This is a genomic window from Diaphorobacter sp. HDW4A (genome assembly GCF_011305995.1).
Taxonomy (GTDB): domain Bacteria; phylum Pseudomonadota; class Gammaproteobacteria; order Burkholderiales; family Burkholderiaceae_C; genus Diaphorobacter_A.
Map to the genome: position 1 here is coordinate 4,151,434 of NZ_CP049910.1, position 21,311 is coordinate 4,172,744.

Below are 21,311 nucleotides of genomic sequence, written 5' to 3' on the forward strand. Positions count from 1 at the left end.
CGATGAATGCACAAGCACAAACCAAGCTGCAGCGCGAGATCGCGTTCCTACGCGGACTCGTCGATCGCAATATGGTTGGAGAAATCATTCCAGGCGTGGCCTTCGGGATTGGAGTGCGCTGCGACACACCGGATTGGTACGGCAGCATGAAATCCAAGGACTACCTGTTCACGATCTATCAGTACAGCGGATTCCTGGAGCTGGAGGTGGATACCTACACGGCTTGCCTTCCGGGTGGCTTTGACGCCGGAGTGTTTGACGCCGACGCCTGGGAAATGGGCAAGATTTTTATCGACTCAGCGCTGCCGCCCGGACGCGAGGCCTTTGCGCATCTGCATCGCGCAGCGCGCATGTTGCTCACGGGTTATGACGTGCGCCTTGCAGACGGCACTACCGAAGGCACGGTGGTACGTGGCATCAAGCAAGGAGCGGTTCATGCGCAAGTCTGACCACTTCCTCGCATCCGGCTCCATTGAGTCGCCCCCCCGCCCCAACAAGTGGTGGCCCGTTCTGCGCGAGTGGCTGATCTGTCTGGTCATCGCTGTGGTGTTCGGTGCCTTGTCCGCCTACTTCAACAGCCGGATCTGACCAGGAGCGCCAATCATGAAGTTCTCTTCGACTCATCAACCGCTGGAGGGGCGCGGTCGCCCGCGTGGCAAGGTACTGCCCCAGACACGCGTGGCCAACCCTACGCCTGCAGCTCAATACAACCGCATGGCTGCGCCCGTCTGGTCGCAGGCGCTCGCAGCGCCAGCACGCGACGGCGCGCTGGATCACAAGAACTTTGCCAGTCATGGCTACCGCTGCTGAGGTCGCTATGTCAACAGCCGCAAAACCAACTCCACAAGAAATTGCGAAATTTCGCAAAGAGAGCTGCGCGCTCGCGCAGCAGATCTATGACGCATTGCGCGGCACTCACAACGCCTGCGTTGTCCTGGAGGCGCTGACGATGCTTCATCGGCACGCAGTGTCTCAGTTGCCACCGGACGCCGTCTACAACGTGGCAAACCAGCTCGCTGGGTATGCCGGTGAGCTGCTGCACCACGCACTCAACAAGACGCCCGTTGGCTCCAATCACCCCATCCACTGAAAGACCCATCATGGCAACTCTGCAAGATGTCCTAAAGCATGCAACAGCGCTGAGTGTTTCCCGCGACAAACTGTCCGCCTTGTTCATGACGCTCCAGTTCAATCTGGACACGGCCAAGAACGCTTCCATCAACGAGATCCGTCAAGTCGCGCGCACGGTCGCCCGGCAACACAACGAGCTTGTGGCGGCCATTAGCGAGAGTCCCGAGCTGTTCGAGAAACCGCGCACTTATGTGGCCGAAGGCATCAAGTTCGGCATGCAGTCGGCCCAAGGCACCCTCGAATGGGAGGATGACGAGAAAGTATGTGCACGGATCCTTGAGCTTTCTGAATCCGGTGTCATCGCGCCTGAGCAGGTAGATCTGTTGGTCATGGTGAGCAAGAAGCCCGTGGCCGCAGCGTTGCGGCAACTGAGCCCGGATGTTCGCCGCCGCATTGGAGTGCGCTTGGAGGGCGAAGGCGACAAGCCATTGATCAAGAGCGTGGACAGCAACATCGAGAAGGCTGTCACGTCCGTGATCAACGCGGCGATCAAAGAAGCGCAAGCGGACGGAGCGTAACCATGGGCTCCATCCAATCAACCATGGCGGGCTGCGGCTTCAAGTCCGCAGGCGAACGTCCCGGCTGCCGTGACTGCAAGCACGGCCAGCAGGAGTACAGCGACCGCATGCCGCCTTATGACAAGGCTGGCTGGAAGTGCAAGCGCTATGGCTTCCGCGTGACAGCCATGGCTATCTGCGACACGTATGAATCCAAGAAGGGAGCGACGACATGAGTACCGGAAGAGAATTCGACAACCTTCCGCTTGCAGCAGTTGCGCCCTCCGGTGAGGAGTGCGAGAAATGGATTGCTGCACTGGATACTTTGCTCCGCGTCGCGGGCTCTCCCGGTCAATGGGGATACAACACAAAGCTAGGAATACTGACGGAATGTCTAGGCAGCATTCATCAAGTGCTCTTTGCGCTCAAGACGAGTCTTGCTTGTGAAGCTGGCGAGATCCAGGCAAAACGTCTTCGAATCGCTGGGGCGTATTGGGAGTGGTTGCGTCGATATGGTCGCCTGACCTCGTTCTCAGCGTTTGTGAATGAATTTGGCTACCAAGCCGAGGACTGCAAGCGGGTTTATGAGTCTGTCGTTGTTCCATGCATCGAGACATTCGAGAGACTCATGAAGGAAGTGCAATGATCAAAAACGCTATCGTGTACCGCATTGCCGAACAGTGGCGAATGGATCTCGCCCAAGTCGAGCAATCTCTTGCCAAGGGCGCATTCGTTGAGTGCGGCGCCACCCAAAAGAAGTCCGTGGGCTGGGTGCCGCCGCGTGGTGAGGAGCACGGTCTGCTGGTCGAGTCGATTGGCGGGCAGTGGATGCTGCGCTTCATGAACGAAGCCAAGGTGCTGCCCGGTTCCGTGATCGCTCGCAAGGTCGACGAAAAAGCCGCGCTCATCGAACAGGAAACCGGGCGCAAACCGGGCAAGAAGGAACGCCGCGAGCTCAAGGAAGAAGCCGAGCTCGACCTGCTGCCCATGACCTTCACAAAGCGAGCGTCTATGTGGGTATGGATCGATCCCAGCGCCCACCTCTTAGTCGTTGATGCATCCAGTCAGGCCAAGGCCGACGAAGTGGTGACCATGCTGGTCGAGGCACTTCCCGGCATTGCGGTGGCACTGCTCGACACAGCCGAGTCGCCTCAAGCCTGCATGGCGTTCTGGCTCAAGGAGCAGGAACCGCCAGTCGGTTTCTCCATCGACCGCGAGTGCGAACTGAAGAGCTGCGACGAAGCCAAGGCCGTGGTGCGTTACGCACATCACCCGCTCGACATCGACGAGATCCGCGAACACATCGAACAAGGAAAGCTGCCAACCAAGCTGGCCATGAGCTGGGATGACCGCGTCTCCTTCGTACTGACCGACCAGCTGCACATTAAGAAGATCGGTCTGCTCGACGGCGTGTTCGACGGCCAGAAGCAAGACGACTCGGGATTCGATGCCGATGTGGCGATCACTACCGGCGAGCTGCAGAAGCTCATCCAGGATCTGATCGCCGCGCTTGGTGGTGACAGTCAGACTGAACTTGGGTTGCAAGGTGGTGCAGCATGAGCCGCTTCAATCTCAAGGTGAAGTGCACGCGCTGCCGCAACCAACACATGGAGTCCGACCGCAAACAGCGGCCCAACTCCGAGCACGAAGGGTGGACCGACAGTGTGTGCCCGCGCTGTGGCTGCAAGAGTTACTACGACATGAGTCCACAAGTGGCGTGGTGCTGGCGCTCTGGAGAAATCGAGATTGGCGATGCGTTGCCAGTCGATAAATCTGACGGCAGCGGAGCCATCGAGATCGCCAGAGGTCCCATCTCTATGCTCAAAGGGAGGATCGCTGCTAAAGCTCGTCATGGTTACCGTGACGGCAAGCTGTTTGTTCCCGGCATCCCTGAATCATCGAACGATGCCGACGCTGTCAAGGCTCTGGATGACTGGCTCGCCTGGTGTGGAAGGTTTGGTAGCCGCGATGGCGTGATCTTCTCCAAACCCGGCGTTCCAGAAAACATTCTCGCGGGCCAGTAACTGACCAGCAGGGACAAGCGGTAAGTGTCCCGGCTTCCATCGCCATCAACCACCGCAGGTTCACGCGCCAACGTGCCGCTGGTCTTCATCAGCGCTGCGTTCCTCCTCCTGGTGATCCAGGTGCGCGAGGTGAGTCCGGTTCCCGGTGTCCGCAACACCGGACTTCTCAAACCATCACGAAATGCCCGCCAAGCCATGAAACCCCATCCCAAACCGTCCCAAAACCAAAATGCAGGGGAAGGCCGCGCCGAACCCTCAGAGGCCGTTGTAGGCGATTTCCCGTTGCCGACCTTTCCAGTCGCGTTGATCGGGTCCATTTTTGGCATCCTTGGAGCGGTGCTTCTCGCGATGCCTGCGCTTCCTGGCTACGGCTTCGGTGCATTCGTTGTCAGCAACACCGCTTGGATCGTTGTCAGCGGGACCAAGCGTGAGTGGCCAATGCATGCACAGCACTGGATCTTCCTGCTCTGCAGCTTGATGGGTCTTTGGAACTGGTGGCTGGGTCCGCTGCTGTTGGGGTAAAAGCATGGCTACGACAAACCACATTGCCGCCATCCACACTCTGAAGTCCCAGCTGCAGCTGTCCGATGGCGACTATCGTGCATTGCTGCTCAACCTCACCGGCAAGAGCAGCTCGACCGACATGAACCAAGCGGAGCGCACCAAAGTCCGTGACCACATGCAGTCACTGGCCGAACGCATGGGCGTGGCTCGTCCTGGTCGTCGGGGATCTTGGAACGGTCAGCAGTTCGCAAGGTCCAAGGCGATTGCATCCCCGCGCGAGCGCAAGGTGTGGGCACTGTGGCTCCAGCTGCACCGTGATGGCATGGTCGACAATACAAGCCGTGCCGCTCTTGATGCGTGGGTTACACGCACAGTGCATGTTTCGTCTTTGCGCTTCTGCACTCCTGCTCAGCTCAATACATGCATCGAAGCGCTCAAAGAGTGGCACTCTCGCAAACCTGAAAGGTAACTCACCATGCACTTGGTCAAACGAATGTCCGCTGCTGAAGCGCAGGTGCTTGATGCGCAACTTTCGCCTGGTATGACCGGCGAGATGAAAGACGTTGCACTGTGTCTTTTTGAGGCCATGGTGCTCACGGACAACCGTGTAGGGCAGTCGAATCCGTCCGAAGCATGGAGCACGGTATTGAGGGCGATGGCGCGCGTGGCCATCATTCAACTGCAGCACCTTGCAAACGAGAAGGGTGGACGGTCGATCTATCTGGCAAGGGGGATTGCAGTGCACCTCTCGGCCCGCGATCGTTCGATCTGCGAAGAGTTTCGGGGCAACTACGATGTGTTGGCCGACAAGTACGACCTCACGCCAATGCGCGTGCGCCAAATCATTGGCACATGGCAGTTGGAACAGTTCAAGCAACGCCAAGCGCGATTGCCCGGTTTCTCTGACGAAACCCAGTCCTGAGCAAGATCGTTCACCGACGTGCAATGCGTCAGTGATTTAGTAAAACGTTTTACTTAGTCTGAATCACGTGCCCCGCCAATCATGGCGGCATGCACGCAAAAGCCTCCCCGTCCCTAGTCCTCGCCGCAGCAATAGCCATCGCGGCTTGCTCGTTCGATGCAACGATGCTGAACACCGCCGCTAGCGGTGCAGCGCCGGGCCGCACGCTGCTGCAACTCACCCCAGCCGCTGACTTCACGCCCTCGGATGGACGCGAAATGGATGTGCCCGCGTGGCGCATCAATGGGGCGATTGCCTCCAAGGTCATCGCGGCGTTCAACGCTGCACAGCCGCCTGTCATCGACTACGAGCACCAGACCCTACACAAGGAAAGCAACGGCCAACCTGCACCAGCTGCAGGCTGGATGCATGGCCTTCGCTGGATCGAGGGGCGTGGTCTGTTCGCAGAAGTCGAACTCACCCAGCGGGCGCGCGATCTTGTGCAAGCGGGTGAGTACCGCTACTTCTCGCCGGTCTTTCTCTACAACAAGAAAACCGGCGATATCGCGTCGGTTTTGATGGGCGCGCTTACGAACCACCCAGCGATCGCTGGCATGGAGGCCGTCAACCTGATGGCCGCGGCTTCCGCCTACTTCAACCTTCCCAACCCACCGGAGACCACAGTGACCCTGCTGGAAAAACTGCTCGCAGCCATTGGCTTGCCAGCGAACACTACCGAAGATGCGGCCTTAGCGGCCTGCTCCGCCCACAAGGCTCAGTCCGATGCTGCACGCAAGGCCTTGCAACTGGACGCCAACGCGACGGCCGACACCGTGACTGCGGCTTGCACGAGTCTGCGTACTGCGAGCGCATCTGCTACTCCAGATCCGGCGAAGTTCGTTCCGGTGACTGTGGTGACCGAGCTGCAAACGAACTTTGCCGCGCTCTCGTCCCGTCAGCACGCCCGAGACGTTGAAGACCTGATCGCTCCAGCTCTTGCCGATGGCCGTTTGCTGCCGCCCGAGGAAACATGGGCACGCGACGCGGCCAAGACTCCAGAGGGGATGGCCGTGCTCACGGGCATGTTGAAGGTGCGCCAACCAGTTGCAGCCCTGACACACACGCAAACGCATGGCAAGCCGCCTGCGGGCGCTGCGGCTGGTGGCGCTGGCGGCACTGCTGGCGGACTGACGGCCGACGAGCTGGCCGTAGCGGCCGCTTGTGGCCTGACACCCGAGGCTTACGCCAAGGGCAAGGCTTGATCTCTGGCTTCAAGGAACTGACATGACCGCACTGAACAAAGACCGAACAACGCCTCAGCGCGCTGCCGACCTGGTCGCCGATCCGCTCGCCGCTGGTGTAGTGATCTTCGCAGGCTCGATGTACGTCCTCGACGGATTGGGTAACGCGACTCCCGCTACAGCGGATGCAGCAAAGCCTGTGCGCGCAGTGGCTCGCAAGCGCTCCGTACAAGCCGAAGGAGATGAGCAATGCGACGGCGCCATCGGTTGCTTTCGCTTTGACAACAGCGAAGGCGGCACTGCCATCACGCGAGTTCACATCGGTGCGAACGCCTTCGCGATCGACGATCAGACCGTGGCCAACGCTGGCACCTGCATCGCAGGCGTGATTCTGGACGTGGACGAGCAAGGCGTTTGGGTACGCATCGGAACGCGTGTTCCCGTCGAAGCCGGACTCGCTCCGTAATCACGTCTTCTGAAAACCATTTGCACGCAAGGAAAGCAACATGCAAATCAACAACGCCAATTTGAAGGCCCTATATGTCGCATTCAATGCGGCATTCAAGGGGGGCTTGGGCCAAGCCGCAAGCCAATACACCCAGATCGCAACGGTAGTGCCCAGCACGACGGGATCCGAAGAATATGCTTGGCTCGGCAAATTGCCCGGCCTGCGTGAATGGCTGGGCGACCGGGTGGTGCACGCTATCGGCAACCATGGCTACACGATCAAGAACAAGTCGTTCGAAATGACGGTGGGAGTTCCTCGCGTGGCGATTGAAGACGACCAGTACGGCGTCTACATCCCACTGATGACCGAGATGGGGCGTGCTGTCGATGCACATCCGGACGAACTGACGTTCGGCATGCTCAAAAGCGGCCGCATCGCTCTTTGCTATGACGGCCAGCCCTTTTTCTCGGCCCAGCACAAAGTGCTGAACGAAAAGGGCAAGGAAGTGAACGTCTCCAACATCTCGGATGATGGCAACGACGGACCCACTTGGTACGTGCTGGAAACCCGCCGCGCAATCAAGCCGCTGATCTTCCAGAACCGTAAGGCCCCCAACTTCGTCACGAAGACGGCAGAGACCGACGACAACGTCTTCGACCGTGCCGAGTTCGTGTACGGGGTGGACGCGCGCCGCAATGCAGGCTTCGGCTTCTGGCAGCTCGCGCATGCCAGCAACAAGCCATTGAACGCAGCCAACTTGAAGGCTGTGATCACTGCGATGGAAACGCAAGTCGGCGACCACGGCCGTCCGCTCGGCATCTCGCCAAACATGCTGGCGGTGCCCAAGGCGTTGCGCTTCGACGCCAACAAGTTGCTGACCGCCGATCTCGTGCCAAACGAAGCCGGTACCGCCACTGAGACCAACGATCTCAAAGGCGTGCTCACCTTGCTGGCTGCGGACTGGCTGTAACCAACAACCCCAAGGAGAGGCCGTGCGGCACTCGCCGCGTCTGCCGCCGGGGCGCGGATAGGCCTGATCACAGAACTGCCCCGGCAACCCTCATTTATTTCACCGACGACCGACATGCCATACATCACCCATGCAGAACTCGCCGAAAGCCCAGGAGCACTGGAGCTTTCCGAAGTGGCGTCTGACGAGCACCGCCCGCTGGTGCCCGCCGAGCTGCTCGATGCGCTGCTGCGTGGCGGTGTTGTCAGCAGCTGGCCAGCGGACACCGTGCAGGAAGCGCAGAGCGCGATCGCACGCATCGATTCTGCCGTCGCCGATGCGTGCTCAGTGATCGATGGATTCCTCGCCAAGCGTGGTTATGCGCTGCCGCTGAATCCGGTACCGTCGCTGGTGATCGCGTGGTGCCGCTCGATTGCACGCTACATGCTGCACAAGAACCGCACCTCACTCGAAAGCAAAGATCCCATCGCCCGTGCGTACACCGATGCCACGCGCATGTTGCAGCGAACGGCTGACGGTAAGTTCAGCTTGGGGGCGAAGGACACGGTGGCCAACAATAAAACAGACGCCCGCTTTACCTGCACGCCCAGCGTGTTCGGGCGCAACCAGTTGCGCTCGTTCCGGTGACGCCATGAACTTTGAACCCTTCGACACTGGCTTGATCGTGCAGCGACTGAAGCTGTGCGTGCCCGATTTTCAGACCGTGGGCGGCGCTGCTGACTATGCCGCCGTGAAGGAGCTGACCAACTTTCGCACGCCCAGCGCTTATGTGGTGTTCGCTGAGGAAACCAACACCAACAAGATACCGGCTAGCGTTGGCGTGTGCGCTCAAGAGGCGGCGGTCCAGTTTGGCGTTGTCTTGGCACTGCGCAACTACCGTGAGCAACTCGGCGAGCAGATGGCCGACGAGGCCAGAACGTTGGTGGGCATGGTGCGCGCGGCGCTGATAGGGTTCAGGCCCAAGCTTCGCGGTGCGAACACAGTCGGCTGGGTCTCTGGCCATGTGCTCGACTACAACTCCTCCGTGATGTTGTTTGGCGACATGTACCGCTTGGTCTACATGCTGCACAAGGATGACCCTTGCGCTCCAGGAGCTTGCAATGGCGCCGTGTGAATTCAATATCAAGCGCGGCGCGAGCTTTGACCTCCTGGTGCGGCTGCCGAGCCGGTTCGCAGATGGTCAGTTCGCTGGCTGGGTTCCAACGTCTCAAGTGCGTTCCGACAGCGGTGGTCTCGTGGCCGCTCTGGACGTGGAGTGGACTGATACCGCTGCCACCCGCGTCTTGCGTCTACTCAAGCTCGATACCACGACATGGCCTGTCGGCCAGTTGTGGTTCGACATCTGTCTGGAGTCTCCCGAGGGCGTGCGTGTCTACACGGATAACGCCCGCTTTGAGGTGATCAGGGGAGCGACCGAGCATGGCTGAAACAATCGAACTCAATCTGCAGCTGCAGCCTTCGCTCGCTTTGCGTGTGCTTCGACCGACAGCACGCCTGCATGCCGATATGGCCAACGTGATCGCCGGACCGAAAGGTGATCCGGGTGATGGCGGCGGAGTGCAGTCCATTGCGCTGCCCGCTGGCGAAGCGCTGGGCGGTCACCGTGTTGTGTTTGCCCGTGATGGTTTCGCCTTCCATGCGAGCCGTGACGATGTCTTCCACGCCAATGCAGTTCTCGGCATCACCACCGGCAGTGCAAGCGCTGGCTCGGCCGCCAATGTCCAGACTGCAGGCGTCATCGTCGAGTCGAGCTGGGCCTGGCTTGCCTCGAAGCCCATCTTTCTGGGCCTGAACGGTGTGCTGACCCAGTCACCGCCAACTACAGGCGTCTCTCTTGTCATCGGAGTTCCAACGGCATCGGACTCCATGCTGATCAACGTTCAGATGCCTATCAACCTCTGAGGAATCCATGTCCGCAAAGAAATTCATCCGCCTCGTGGGAGGCGTATTCACCGAGGTTTTCGGCATCCAATCCAGTGCGGGAGCCGCCAACGCGGGCGACGTGCCCGTGCTCGATGAGTCAGGCCGTCTGGACAACAGCATGATGCCGGTGGGCATCGGCGCGGATACGGCGGTGATCGCATCCAGTGAAACACTGGCGGCCGGTGACTTCGTGAACATCTACAACAGCGCTGGCGCGAAGGCTCGCAAGGCTGATGCGACCACTTCTGGCAAAGAAGCGCATGGCTTCGTGTTGGCAGCGGTGGCCAACGGCGCGAATGCCACGGTTTACTTCGAAGGCACGAACACCCAGGTGACCGGACAGACCCCCGGCAACGTGTACTTGCAGACCACCGCCGGAACGGCTGGCGTGACTGTGCCTAGCGCCACTGGCAACGTCGTGCAGCAACTGGGCGTGGCGACCAGCGCGACAACGATCAACTTCGAGCGCGGTGCGCCCGTAGTTCTCGCCTGAGCCATGGCACTGCGTCGTCCGCTTTCCCTCATCGCCGGGCTCTTCCGAGAGATGCCAGCTGGTGACGCCGTGCCAATCGAAGCTGGTGGCACGGGCAAGGATACGCTGGCGGACGCACAGGCGGCCTTGGGCGATGTGAGTGCCGTCACTGAAACCACGCTCAACGGTAGCGAGCAGATTGGTGTTTGGAAAAGCGGATTCTTGAAATCGACCGTCGCCAAGATCGGTGAGTGGATTTCTACAGCATCTTGGGCATGGACCAACCGCCAGTACTTTGCGGGCGGAGTTTCAGTCGGCGAAGGAACATCGGGCGCGCCTGACCCGGCTGTCGTGAATTACGGATCGGTAGTCCACCTGCAAACCAATACGAAGATCGGTGGAACATTTCATATCCATTCTGGAGTGGCGCTGGCATCGACGATGGATACCGGGTGGGGCTACTCGCAGCTTCGAGTACTGGGATCGACGAACTGGGGTGCATTCGACACCGCCAACCCCATGCTCATCTTGAGCCGTCAGGGCTCCTCAATACCCTCATCGCTCAAGGTTTCTGGTGGGCTCGCCCTCGGAGAACTGTCTCCGACTATCAAAGTGAAGCTCGTAACAGGCACGCTTTCCGCGACCGCCGGTGACACGACGAATGTGACACACGGCTTGTCGAGCGCTGCAGTCATTTTGGGAGTCATAACCGCAGTGCAAAACAGCACAGGTAAATGGTGGATGCCGAACATCGTTGCCGGGCCGTGGTTCATGACGTTCTACGACGACACATACGTGAGCGTCTACACGCAGGCATCTAGCTCATCCGCCATCGTTGGCCGGCCATTCAAGACGACCATCTTCTACACAACATGACCGAACGCAGCATCTATCTTCCACAAACCGCCCCAGGTCAAACGCGTCGACGCGTGTCCTCATTCGTCGGCACGAGTCCAAACCAAACGCAGGGGGGCACTCCAGCAATCACCTGGGTGATCGAAGACGAGATCTTGCTCGAGGGCGGCGGTTTTGCATATGTCCCGGTCGGGCAGTTTGTATCGCTGTTCGACCCGGCCAAGGACGCTGAGACCTTCGCCGACATCGATGTCGATACGGGCGAGACAAACGGCCAAATCTACACAGTCGGCCAGTTGCGTCGCATGTTCTACGCCTTTGCGCTGAATGAAATGGTGCGGCAGTACAGCACGCCTATCGATGAACCCGAACCCGCTTAGCAAAGCAGTTTTTTAAAGGAGCGACCTATGTCGAAGAAAAAGTGGATTGAACTGATCCAGCCTCACCGCCACGCGGGGCGCAATTACAAGGTTGGTGAAACGATCAGTCTGGCCGAAGACAAGGCCGACTGGCTGATCTCCAAGAAGGTGGCCACGGAAGGAAAGGCTCCAGCAGAACCGCCAGCTGAGAAGTCTGCGGTGATCGCCACAAACGCTACTGTCAAAAAGGAGTAAAGAAGCATGACTCTCGCATCCACCAGCATGATCTGGAACGGTCAAGGTCCGGTCATGATCGGCACCTATGACCCCGTCAAGGGCCGCCCCGAAATGGGCTTTTTGACCAACCTGTATGGCGTCGGCTGCGGCAATCGCACGCTGACCGCCACTCCGGCTCGCGAAACCTCGACCATCAAGGAAAGCTGCTCTGGCCAGCGCTTGACGCTCAAGGAACAGGAGACGGGAAAGAGCCTCACGGTCAGTCTGTCCATGGTTCAGTTCGACGGCCGCACGTTGGCGCAGTCGTTCTTCGGCGACGCTGTGGTCAAGCCCGCAGGCACGGTGACCGCCGAACGATTGGCCGAGCTGCAAATCGGCGACTACTTCTTTTTGAAGAACCCGCGCAGCTCAGATGTGGTGATCGAAGACAGCACCGCTGTCACGCCGCTCGTATATGTCGAAGGCACACACTACGAGATCAGTGATGCAGATCACAGCCGATATCGTCTGCTGGCGCATCCGGCAACACACGTCGAGCCGATGCTCGTGGACTACAGCTATGCGGGCTATGTGAACATCGCCGCGTTCAGCAAGACCAACGTCGAGAAGGGAATCATCTTCTCGGGCATCAACGGCGATGGCCAGAAAGTCCGACTGATCATCCCGCGCATCAGCCTGGCGATGAACGGCGACTTCGGCTGGATCAGCGACGAAGCCAGCGAACTGACCCTTGGCGGTCAAGCGCTGTACGTTCCCGAGCTGCAGTCTGACGCCGACTTCGGGCCGTTCATGCGCATTGATGTGATGCCAGATCTGCCTGCCTGATCTGGCGCAGGCCGGGGCAACAAAAAACCGCGCCGGGCTTGTCGCCTGAGCGCGGTTTTCTTTTGGGTAACCGATATTGAGGATGTGACATGGGGAATTCCGAATTAAAAGCCAAACTGGTCATCAACACGGAGACCGATGGTGCAGACAGTGTTGAAGCGCTGGCAGTCGATCTTGAAAAGCTGGCCGATGCTGGCGGAGACGCTGCGCCGCAGCTTCAGCTTCTGGCAGCGGAGTTGCGTGGTTTGGCGCAACAGCAAGGGCTGGTGGATCAGTTCTCAAGCCTCAAGACTCAGACCGTTGCCTATGCAGATGCCGCAGAAAAGGCGCAGGCGAGCACCAAGGTGGCAGCACTGGCGCTCAGGGAAAAGCAGCAAGCGCTCCAGCAGGCTCAGGCAGATGAGCAAAAGCTATCCCAGACGCTGCAGCAGTCACAGCTGCATCACGAGCAACTCGGGTTGGCCATCGCTGAAGCCAAGAACGAATTGAAGTCGTTTGGGCAAGCATCCAAGCAGTCGGAGGCAGACACGGCACTCCAGACAGAACGCATGAAGGAAGTGCGGGGGCAACTGGGCGCGCTACAAACGGAGTACAAGGAGACCGGCGCCCAAGTGAAAGCGCTCGGAGCGCAGTACCGTGAATCAGCCAACGCCATGCGCCAGATTGGATCTGACGCGAAGGCAGCATCCCAAGCGTTCGATACGCAACGTGTAGTGGCACAGAAGGCGAATCAGGCCTATGCCCAAAGCCGGGTCGAGTTGCAACGCACGCGCGACTCCATGGCTGAAGTCGGAATTTCGAGCACCGCTCTGGCAGCGGCGCAAACGCGCATACGCCAAGAAATGGAGCAGGTGCGCCAACGTGTCTCCCAAGTGGGCAATGCGTATGTTGAGATGGCTGGGAAGGCGAGAGCAGCGGCAACGACAGCTGATGCATCACATCAGCAAATAAACGCTGGAGTGCAGGCAGTCAACAAGCAACTGGCGCTGCTGCGCAATGCCTACGTTGGCCTTCAGGCCGCTATGGGTGCGATCAACTCGGCGAAGGGGTTGGCACAGACCGCCGATGAAGTGAGCAACCTCATGGCGCGGATCAAGTTGGCCGTGGGCGATGGGCAGTTGTTTGACAAGATGTGGAGTCAAGTTGCTGAAACAGCCCAGCGCACAAACAGCGGTCTGGAAACCACCGGAACGCTGTTTGCACGCATCACCGATGTGGGCAAGGATGCGGGGCTCTCGGCCCAAAAGGCGGCAGCGCAGAGCCTTGCCATCGTGGAGACCGTCAATCAGGCGGTGCAGCTTTCGGGCTCTTCGGCTGAGTCGTCGGACGCGGCCATTACGCAGTTGATTCAAGGGCTGCAATCGGGTGTGTTGCGCGGCGATGAGTTCAACAGTGTCATGGAGCAAGCTCCGCGCCTTGCGCGTGCGCTTGCGGATGGGTTGGGCGTCACGGTGGGCCAGTTGCGCGCCATGGCGGAGGAAGGCAAGCTGTCTTCCGGGGTGGTGATAGGTGCGTTGAAGTCACAGGCAAAGACGCTGCAGCAGGAGTTCGGATCTTTACCGCCCACCATTGGCCGATCAGTCCAGAATCTGAGCACGGCTTGGTCGCTGTTCGTGAGCGAGACGGACAAGGCCAACAATGCCTCGCAACGCATCGCGGGAGTGATTGACCTCGTCGCGGGTAACCTCGACACGCTGGTGAAGGTTGCTGCGACAGCAGGCAAGGTGATTGTGGGTGTGTTCGCGGCTCGAATGGTGCTTGCCGTGCAAGGCTACACGCAGGCAGTCGTGGGCGCTGCAGCTGCAACCAATACATTGGCAGGGGCCAATGTGCGCGCCGCCACAGCGGCAACACTACTCAGCACAACGCTGCAGCGCACGGGGCCAATGCTGCGCTCGGTCGGGTATGCGGGAATTGCGGATCAAGTGATCAAGCTGACCTTCGCTTTGCTGGATTTGAAGGAGGTCAAAGAACGGGTGGCGAGCGCCCAGCGGTTGAAAGTAAAACTTGACGAGCAAGAAGCGCAACGCTATCGGGAGATAACGGATTCCACAGGCGTCTTGGTGACAAGCTTCGAAGAAGTCATGAGCGCTCAAAAGCGCGGTCTCCTCGTTCAAGACGAAGCCACCGGAAAGTGGCTTTCAGCGGCACAGGCGCAGGAGAAACTTGCGACTGCGGCCAACAAAACGGGCCAGGAGCTGGCAAGCCTGAAGACCGCCAAAATCCTAAAGAACTTTGAAGAACTGGCTGAAAAAGGGGAAGGTGTCGAGGATGCATTCAAGAAAATTGCACAGTCGCTCGACTTCAACAAGTCCGAGGACATCAATGGGTTGATTCGCTCGTTGGACGTGCTGCAAAGCGTTGGCCGCACGACAGCAAAGGAAACCGCAGCTGCATGGAAAGCGGCGATCTCAGTCATGGACACGGGTCAATTGTCCAGCTTGCTGGCTCGGGTTCAACTGGCCTATGCGGAAGCGGGAATATCGGCTGACAGGCTGGCCCAAATCAATGAAATGGTGCTTGCGGCCAGCTTCGACAAGCTGGGCGTGAATTCAGCTCAGGCTCTGGGCAAGATCAGCAGCGGAGCGCAGGAGGCAATCAACTCGGTGGAGTTGATATCTCGCACGGCGCTTGCGGCTGGAGTGAGTGTGACGGATGCGGCCCGCGCCATTGAAATGGCCTTTGTAGCAGCCATTCCGAAGGCAGACAGCCTCCAGGCAATCGACGCACTGCAGCGCGAGCTCAAGGCCATGGGCGAGGCGGGCAAGATCAGCGCCGATGGTATTCAGCGCACGCAGGTAGCGCTCGACAAACAGCGAGCGACCATCGAGGCACAGATACCCGGAATCCAGAGTCTGGAGGAAGCATTACGTGATCTCGGTGTCAAGCCTCAAAAGGAGCTGGATGCTTTGGCTACGTCAGCCAAAAAGGCATTCGATGCGGTCAAAGCCAGTGGCACGGCAACGCCCCGTGAGATCAACCAAGCATGGGAGGCGATGGCCGAGGCTGCGATAGCGGCCAACAACGGCATTGCCGATGCATCCCTCAAGGCGCAAGCCCAACAATATGGAATGGTCATCGAGACCGACAAGGCGGGCAAGTCCATCGTCAAGAGCATGAAGGAGGCCGAGGACGCTACCAAGGACGTCGGCGATGCGGCCAAGGCGTCAGGTAAATCGCTGGAAGAAATGGCCCAGTCAGGGTGGGAATCGACGAAGGACATGGTCACACAGGCCCACGAGCAGAACGCCGCGATGAGCAACGTAGAGTCCAGCTGGATCGACGCTGGTGTAGCCGCCAGCAAGTACTCGTCGGCCGTCGCCGCCGTGGTCTGGGACGCAAACAAGGGCGTCAAAGAGATGGCCGAGGAACACAAGAGGCTCGTTGAAGTACTGGAAACGCTGGAGGCTCAACAAAAGCAGATGGAGGAGCAGGGCAGCGGAACCGCCAAGGGCGTCGATGATCTGCGCATGCGTCTCCTCGAACTGAACGGTACAGAAGAGGAAATCGCGTTGGCCAAACAACAACGCGAAGAGGCCGAGGTCGTGCGTCAGCAAAAGCTCATGCAGTTGGACCTGCAGCGCGCCCAGCTCAACAACAACCAGGAGGATATCGAGCGCCTCACTCAGGAGCTGCAGCTGCTTGATCAACAACTGGAACTGTTGGGCGCCATCCACAAGGAAGAGGATAAGCAGCGAAAGGCCAAGGCACGGGAAACTAACGAAAGCTCGGGCGGCGGCAGTGGTCAGCAAAGCAATGGCAGCAATGGCGGCGGCGGGGTCTCGACGGCACCGACTTCTGGTTCGTCCATAGTCAATATCACCCTGAATGCCAACGGCATCAGTGACCCCGTGAAACTGGCACGGCTGGTTGAGCCAGAGCTGGCCAAGCTGACACGACTTTCTCGATAGGCAATCTGTAAAACGTTTTATTGAGGCTGACGACGCAAGCGTTGGCACAGTGGCTTCCATGCCTTCTGTGCAACGCTTTTTTTCTGGACGAAACAACCTTGTCCGCAGTGCAATCCTTGCCGCATCGGGCGTGCGGGAGAGCACTGCGATTGAGCGCATCAGCGCAACCCGCTCGGGCGGTGGCCGAGTTCGCCTCTCAGGCGCATACACCGGGCACGAGGCTGCTCAGATCGAGTTGGAAATCGTCGCCGCAGGAGGCATCCCACGTGCATCCGTTCCCCAGTTCATTGGCGTCGGGAATGGACAGCTCACCATCCAGTCCGTGGATGCTGCAGCGACGCTGCAGAGCCTCACGCTCACTCTCGCCGATCTGGGCATTCCCACGGCAACAGCAGGCCTGGACGTCCGTTCGGCGCGGATCCGGGCCCGCGCTCCTGGTGTGATCGGCAATTCCATCAGACTGGCAGTAACGCCGCAGCTCACGCGCACAGCGACCGACTGGGCGTTGCTGGCGGACTGGAGCACGGGCACCACTCGCCAGACTGGTAGCCAGTGGGACTTCGGTGGCCTTCCGTTGTCAACGAAGAGCGAGCTCGATGCCAACAGTCCGCGTATCCAGTTCGGCTTCGATCCGCAGGTCTATCGGCCATGGCGCGAGTACAAGGATGGTGATTGGCAGTTTGGGCTGTCTCCATCGTTGGAGCGTGACATCGCCAAGGGCACGCAGGTTCATCTGATCACTGGCGGGTATCTTGTCTCGGTGACGGACGGTGTGACGGTCGAGGCCTATGGCGACATTGGTGCCGGTCAACCCCTGATCAGGTCATTCAATGACTTGCTCGTCGCTCTCCAATCCTCGGCTTTGGTCGAGGTCGCTGGCGTCGTGGCCTCAGATCGCACCGTTGGCGGTCAGGCGTCGATCGACGTTCCGCTACGCACTCAAGCATGGCTTGCGGCATTGAGCGGCAAGGTCGCTCTGCAGGACGTTGGAGTGCCACTGCAGGCTTCAACCCAGACTCTGACGGTTCGGTGCATCAACGCAGACACGGTTGGCTATGAACGCTGGAGCGTTGTGGGCGACGTGTCTGGCACGCTGCCTGTCGCAACGACCGGAGTGGCCTACGACAGTGCGGCCGCACAGTTTCTGATTCCTCTGATCGCGCCGACCACCGTGGACAGTGGCCGGTGGTCGTTCAAGTACGAGCCGACCAGCCGGGCCGAGAACGCCGGGCTGCCAAGCGTGTGCGTGCGGCCATTCCGCTTTGGCCGCAACGCCAAGGCACGCACGGTCACTTTCAAATATCAGCAGCGCCCACCGGCTGACTGCAAATGCAGCGACATGCCAACGCCCCGGCTCTCGTTGTCCTGCTTGGGGCTAACAGAAGGAGGCGATATGGCCTTGGATGCTGCGTATCAGCAGCGATTGGAGTCGCTGTATTCCTGGCGATCAGAATTCATGACGGCGAACGTCAAACTCGCCTTTGCAAAGCAATGGGCGCCGGTGGATATGGATCTGGCCGAGGCGGTCACCACTACCTTTGCCGATGCACTTGCCGAGGTCTGGGAGGCGCCCGCTGCGCTCGCTGAATGGGATGCCGCACTTACAGCGCTGCAGCTTCAAATGGCGTGGATGATGGGGCTGGATGCTTCCCCGTGGATAGTTCGCCAGTCCTTTCAGGGGGGTGAAGTCGGCAATGCGTGGCTAAATCCCGTCGATAACAACGTGTATGTGGTTGTGGCCACTCGACATGAGGGGTCGGTCCAAATCTTCCGAGACGGGGATATTGGATGGACAGACCCGGCAAGCACCATCTGGGACACGAGCGGAGATGTGTTCACTGTCACCTCGACAGTGGACGGGTTCACTCACGAAACGGACTATCGGTGTCTTGCCGATGGCGCGCCTAAGGACTTGGTGGTGTCAGCTTCAACGACCGCTGCCACGATCCAGGACATGATTCGGCAGTTGGCGCGCGGGTTTGGCGCTCGCATGGACTATGTGCGCACGTTGGCGGGCATCGTCCCAAAATCTGAATCCAGCAGCGATGATGCGGGCGGTTGCTGGATTGACCATCGCGACAGCTACTGGTGGGCTGACGTCGATGGATACTATTTGCCCGCATTCACCAATCAGGCTTATGTGAGCGCTCGGCGCGACACTGAAACAGGCAAGGCTTACTCCACCATGGAGTTTGGCTTTGGCCTTGTGGTGGCGTGCCCCGAACGGCTGAAGGAAGGTGATCAGCTGACGCTTCGCATTGAGCAGGTGGACAGTGATCGGCCGTATCAGGTGGGTGACGAGGCAGTCATCCAGACCATTGCGGCGGGTCCGGCCTGGCTGACAGGCGGTGTCGATGGGACGGATGAACAGACATGGCGTGTGGCTGGCGGCACATCGGGCGCTCTCGCTGACTACGTGGTGCCGACCGATGGGAGCGCAACGCCGATCTACAGCGCGGCCGGGGCGGACATGTTGCTGTCTCTCGGCGGCATCCCCTTCAGTCTCGGCGACGTGTTCACTCTGGCCATTGAGGCCGGGCAGTATCGATGGAAGCGCAGCGACGGTAACTGGTCTGCGTTGACCGACATTCCCGAAGGCGGGGCTGCAGCGTTGGTTGATGGAATCACAGCGAACTTCGACGCTGGTGCCGCGCCATCGTTTGTGCCCGGCGATTCTTACCTCTTCGACGTGCACCAGCCATGGGCTGCAAGCCACGTGCGAGACTCGAATGCGTCAGCGTGGGGGTGGTCGGACGATGGCGCATCCATCGTGATTGATTTCGGAGCCGTTCAAGACATTGAGGCGCTGGCCTTGGCGCGCTACGAGCTGCCGCAAGGTGCCGTGGTGACCGTTGAGACGTCGGCCGACAACGCTTCTTGGGGCCCCGCTTTGGCAATGGACGTGGCTCGTGCTGTCAGCGTGCAGTTTGCCGAGCTGCAGGCGCGGTATTTGCGGCTGACCGTGAGCAACGCCGCCAGCGGCAATATCGGCTGGATCTGGGCTGGCCAGCCGCTGGCCACTGACCACCACGCGAGCAAGTGCCAGCGACGCCGTCGTTGGGCGGTTGGCCGTGGCAGCGGCCTGAATCCGGCCAGTTTGTATTCCGGCGTAGGCGACGGCTGGAGCTTGTCCTGGTCTTCGGGTGACAGCGCGGCCAGTCGGCTATTGGAGAGCGACGTTGAGCAGCTCATCGGGTTGCTAGACTGGGCCCAGTCAGCCGATGAACCACTGCTGTTCGTTCCACATTGGCTACATCCGGTGGATGCATCGCTGGTCCGCTTTGCGGCCGACGCTCTCGATGTATCCGACGAACACGAGTTCCAGCCGGATGCGGCCGAGCATCGCCTGCTTTCCGCGTCGCTTGAGCTGGAGCCGGTGTACGCATGAAGGCATGGCTGCAAATCGACGGGGGTGTGGACGGGTGTTCGGTGGGCTTTGTCCGCGAGCGCGCTGATGCAGCCTTGCTCTCGACAGACCGTGCGCTTCCATTGTTGGCGGGCATTTCCACGATTCAGCGGCCACTCTCCATTCCTGGCATCGCGTCAGCATCAACCAGCAACATGGATGCGGATCTGGACAACGCAGGCGGCGAGCTCACCAAGCTGTGGGGCACCCGGCCACCGGTGCGCCATTCAGCTCAGGTGCTGACTGTGGATGGAAGCGTTTTCGAAGGTATCGTCACCACCATTCAGCTGGGCTCGACGGCCAAAGTGAGCCTTGAGGCGGGCATGGATCGCCCGATATCCGACAACGTTCCGCTTCGCACCAGCGCCGTGTGGGGCGGTTGGCGCGAGGTGCTGGTGCTTCCGTGGGGGTGGGGTCAGGTGACAGTCACGCCAATCCAATACAGCGACGATCAGCGCTTGTTCTTCCTCCTCGATCACCCGATCGCGGGAGTGGATGAAGTCAAGCGCGACGATGTGGCCACAATGGCTTTTGACTGGCGTAACGGAGTGGACAGCACCGGCCAGGCCGTCTCTTTTCTGGAGTTGGCCGAGCCGCTGGCCGATGGGGAGCGCCTTGCAGTGACACTGCGCGGCCGCATGCACCCAGTGACTGGCCTGCTCCTGCAGACGCCGGCAGAGATCCTGCATGACGTGCTGGCCAACTTGGCTCGCGCCCCAGTCGAATGGGCTGACTTCGACGACTATCGCACCGAAACGTCGCACCTGGTGCTCGGTGGGCTCATGGCAGACAACTCCGTCAGCATCCGGGCAGCGATCGACGAGTTGATGCAGTCCGCAGGGAGCGCGTGGGCAGCGGCCATGCCCGGCATTGCAATGACGTGGCCACCGATTGCGGACGATGCGACCCCAGCCATGCGCGTGGACAAGTTGAACGCGGAGGATCTGCAGGCGACAACGCAGGCCACAGGCATTTGCACTGTGCTGCGCGTGCTGTATGACTGGGACCATGCGGGCTCTCGGTTTCGCCGTGCGATCCAGCTGCAGGCCCCCGATGCAGTCAACGAATACGGCGTGCTTGAGCAGGAGTGGAAAGCGCCTTGGCTGCGTACCGCCCGCCACGCTGAGCAGCTCGGGCAGCGCATGCTGGCTTGGCTGGCCAGACCCCGCTGGCGGGTCACGTGGCAGCAGTCGTTCGCCGACGTGGCCACGGGCGCATGGGTCCACCTGAATCACCCACTGTCGCCGATTGAGGGCCGTCACCGGCTCGTGAGCGCTGAGCTGGATCTGTCGGCCGCCAGTCTGAGCTGCACCGTCGAGGCACCCATTGGTTCCTCACCAGTCATCGAGACGACACAGCTGTCATCCGCCTTCGATCCAGTGATTCAGGCCGGGATCACCGTCGAGATCGCCGACAGCGAGATCATTTTCACGGCTCGCGACGAACAGGGCCATGTGCTGGCCGGGGCTCGCATCACGCTCAACGGCCAGTCCACCCGGATAGCGGACAGCGCCGGTCGGGTGTCCTTCCCTGTCCAGCGTGGACGGCATGTCCTATTGATCGAGGCAGACGGCTATCCGGCTTCGGAAGCCGTGGTGGTGGTGTAA

27 protein-coding genes are annotated in these 21,311 nt (G+C 60.0%); all 27 read left to right on the forward strand.

Annotated elements, in window-relative coordinates; translation table 11 throughout:
- Positions 1-2: 2 nt before the first annotated feature.
- The 27 genes from G7047_RS18980 to G7047_RS19110 all read left to right on the forward strand — a co-directional run bounded on the left by G7047_RS18980 (position 3) and on the right by G7047_RS19110 (position 21,311).
- Positions 3-449: a hypothetical protein gene (locus G7047_RS18980; protein ID WP_166308867.1), complete on the forward strand. Its 447-nt coding sequence runs from the start codon at positions 3-5 to the stop codon at positions 447-449.
- The gene (locus G7047_RS18985; RefSeq protein WP_166308870.1) at positions 436-588 is read left to right on the forward strand and encodes a hypothetical protein; all 153 of its coding nucleotides are present in this window, start codon (positions 436-438) and stop codon (positions 586-588) included. Before G7047_RS18980 ends, G7047_RS18985 begins: the two co-directional genes overlap by 14 nt.
- 15 nt (positions 589-603) lie before the next feature.
- Positions 604-810 carry a hypothetical protein gene (locus tag G7047_RS18990; protein ID WP_166308873.1) on the forward strand — a complete coding sequence of 69 codons (207 nt, stop codon included), beginning with the start codon at positions 604-606 and terminating at the stop codon, positions 808-810.
- A gap of 7 nt (positions 811-817) precedes the next feature.
- Complete coding sequence (locus tag G7047_RS18995; protein ID WP_166308876.1) at positions 818-1,090, forward strand: hypothetical protein; 273 nt, start codon at positions 818-820, stop codon at positions 1,088-1,090.
- Positions 1,091-1,100: 10 nt separating this feature from the next.
- Positions 1,101-1,649 (forward strand): hypothetical protein, encoded by a 549-nt coding sequence (locus tag G7047_RS19000; RefSeq protein WP_166308879.1) that lies wholly within the window; start codon positions 1,101-1,103, stop codon positions 1,647-1,649.
- 2 nt (positions 1,650-1,651) lie between these two features.
- Entirely contained in the window at positions 1,652-1,864 is a 213-nt protein-coding gene (locus G7047_RS19005; protein WP_166308882.1) for a hypothetical protein, read from the forward strand.
- On the forward strand, positions 1,861-2,274 hold the full coding sequence (locus tag G7047_RS19010; protein ID WP_166308885.1) for a hypothetical protein: 414 nt from the start codon (positions 1,861-1,863) through the stop codon (positions 2,272-2,274). Before G7047_RS19005 ends, G7047_RS19010 begins: the two co-directional genes overlap by 4 nt.
- Entirely contained in the window at positions 2,271-3,188 is a 918-nt protein-coding gene (locus G7047_RS19015; protein ID WP_166308888.1) for a recombination-associated protein RdgC, read from the forward strand. Before G7047_RS19010 ends, G7047_RS19015 begins: the two co-directional genes overlap by 4 nt.
- Positions 3,185-3,652, forward strand: a complete 468-nt coding sequence (locus tag G7047_RS19020) for a hypothetical protein (protein WP_166308891.1) — start codon at positions 3,185-3,187, stop codon at positions 3,650-3,652. The genes G7047_RS19015 and G7047_RS19020 overlap by 4 nt, the downstream gene beginning before the upstream one ends.
- A 24-nt stretch (positions 3,653-3,676) precedes the next feature.
- The gene (locus G7047_RS31185) at positions 3,677-4,174 is read left to right on the forward strand and encodes a hypothetical protein (protein ID WP_240939182.1); all 498 of its coding nucleotides are present in this window, start codon (positions 3,677-3,679) and stop codon (positions 4,172-4,174) included.
- 4 nt (positions 4,175-4,178) lie between these two features.
- Positions 4,179-4,625, forward strand: a complete 447-nt coding sequence (locus G7047_RS19030; RefSeq protein WP_166308894.1) for a regulatory protein GemA — start codon at positions 4,179-4,181, stop codon at positions 4,623-4,625.
- Positions 4,626-4,649: 24 nt separating this feature from the next.
- The gene (locus G7047_RS19035) at positions 4,650-5,078 is read left to right on the forward strand and encodes a Mor transcription activator family protein (RefSeq protein WP_166308897.1); all 429 of its coding nucleotides are present in this window, start codon (positions 4,650-4,652) and stop codon (positions 5,076-5,078) included.
- Positions 5,079-5,242: 164 nt separating this feature from the next.
- The gene (locus G7047_RS19040; protein ID WP_240939183.1) at positions 5,243-6,319 is read left to right on the forward strand and encodes a phage protease; all 1,077 of its coding nucleotides are present in this window, start codon (positions 5,243-5,245) and stop codon (positions 6,317-6,319) included.
- Positions 6,320-6,341: 22 nt separating this feature from the next.
- On the forward strand, positions 6,342-6,764 hold the full coding sequence (locus G7047_RS19045; RefSeq protein ID WP_166308903.1) for a hypothetical protein: 423 nt from the start codon (positions 6,342-6,344) through the stop codon (positions 6,762-6,764).
- A gap of 40 nt (positions 6,765-6,804) precedes the next feature.
- A complete protein-coding gene (locus tag G7047_RS19050; protein ID WP_166308906.1) occupies positions 6,805-7,716 on the forward strand; it encodes a Mu-like prophage major head subunit gpT family protein in 912 nt (303 codons plus the stop codon).
- 114 nt (positions 7,717-7,830) lie between these two features.
- Positions 7,831-8,343, forward strand: coding sequence for a gp436 family protein (locus tag G7047_RS19055; RefSeq protein ID WP_166308909.1), 513 nt, complete (start codon positions 7,831-7,833; stop codon positions 8,341-8,343).
- A gap of 4 nt (positions 8,344-8,347) precedes the next feature.
- Positions 8,348-8,830, forward strand: a complete 483-nt coding sequence (locus tag G7047_RS19060) for a hypothetical protein (protein ID WP_166308912.1) — start codon at positions 8,348-8,350, stop codon at positions 8,828-8,830.
- Positions 8,817-9,143, forward strand: a complete 327-nt coding sequence (locus G7047_RS19065) for a hypothetical protein (RefSeq protein WP_166308915.1) — start codon at positions 8,817-8,819, stop codon at positions 9,141-9,143. The genes G7047_RS19060 and G7047_RS19065 overlap by 14 nt, the downstream gene beginning before the upstream one ends.
- Positions 9,136-9,618 (forward strand): hypothetical protein, encoded by a 483-nt coding sequence (locus G7047_RS19070; protein ID WP_166308918.1) that lies wholly within the window; start codon positions 9,136-9,138, stop codon positions 9,616-9,618. The genes G7047_RS19065 and G7047_RS19070 overlap by 8 nt, the downstream gene beginning before the upstream one ends.
- Before the next feature lie 7 nt (positions 9,619-9,625).
- A complete protein-coding gene (locus tag G7047_RS19075; RefSeq protein WP_166308921.1) occupies positions 9,626-10,132 on the forward strand; it encodes a hypothetical protein in 507 nt (168 codons plus the stop codon).
- Positions 10,133-10,135: 3 nt separating this feature from the next.
- Positions 10,136-10,987 (forward strand): hypothetical protein, encoded by an 852-nt coding sequence (locus G7047_RS19080; protein WP_166308924.1) that lies wholly within the window; start codon positions 10,136-10,138, stop codon positions 10,985-10,987.
- A complete protein-coding gene (locus tag G7047_RS19085) occupies positions 10,984-11,346 on the forward strand; it encodes a hypothetical protein (protein ID WP_166308927.1) in 363 nt (120 codons plus the stop codon). The genes G7047_RS19080 and G7047_RS19085 overlap by 4 nt, the downstream gene beginning before the upstream one ends.
- Positions 11,347-11,373: 27 nt before the next feature.
- Positions 11,374-11,580 carry a hypothetical protein gene (locus tag G7047_RS19090; protein WP_166308930.1) on the forward strand — a complete coding sequence of 69 codons (207 nt, stop codon included), beginning with the start codon at positions 11,374-11,376 and terminating at the stop codon, positions 11,578-11,580.
- Positions 11,581-11,586: 6 nt separating this feature from the next.
- Positions 11,587-12,387 carry a hypothetical protein gene (locus G7047_RS19095; protein WP_166308933.1) on the forward strand — a complete coding sequence of 267 codons (801 nt, stop codon included), beginning with the start codon at positions 11,587-11,589 and terminating at the stop codon, positions 12,385-12,387.
- A gap of 842 nt (positions 12,388-13,229) precedes the next feature.
- On the forward strand, positions 13,230-16,298 hold the full coding sequence (locus tag G7047_RS19100) for a tape measure protein (protein WP_166308936.1): 3,069 nt from the start codon (positions 13,230-13,232) through the stop codon (positions 16,296-16,298).
- Positions 16,299-16,356: 58 nt separating this feature from the next.
- The gene (locus G7047_RS19105; RefSeq protein ID WP_166308939.1) at positions 16,357-19,686 is read left to right on the forward strand and encodes a hypothetical protein; all 3,330 of its coding nucleotides are present in this window, start codon (positions 16,357-16,359) and stop codon (positions 19,684-19,686) included.
- Positions 19,683-21,311 carry a carboxypeptidase-like regulatory domain-containing protein gene (locus tag G7047_RS19110; RefSeq protein WP_166308942.1) on the forward strand — a complete coding sequence of 543 codons (1,629 nt, stop codon included), beginning with the start codon at positions 19,683-19,685 and terminating at the stop codon, positions 21,309-21,311. The genes G7047_RS19105 and G7047_RS19110 overlap by 4 nt, the downstream gene beginning before the upstream one ends.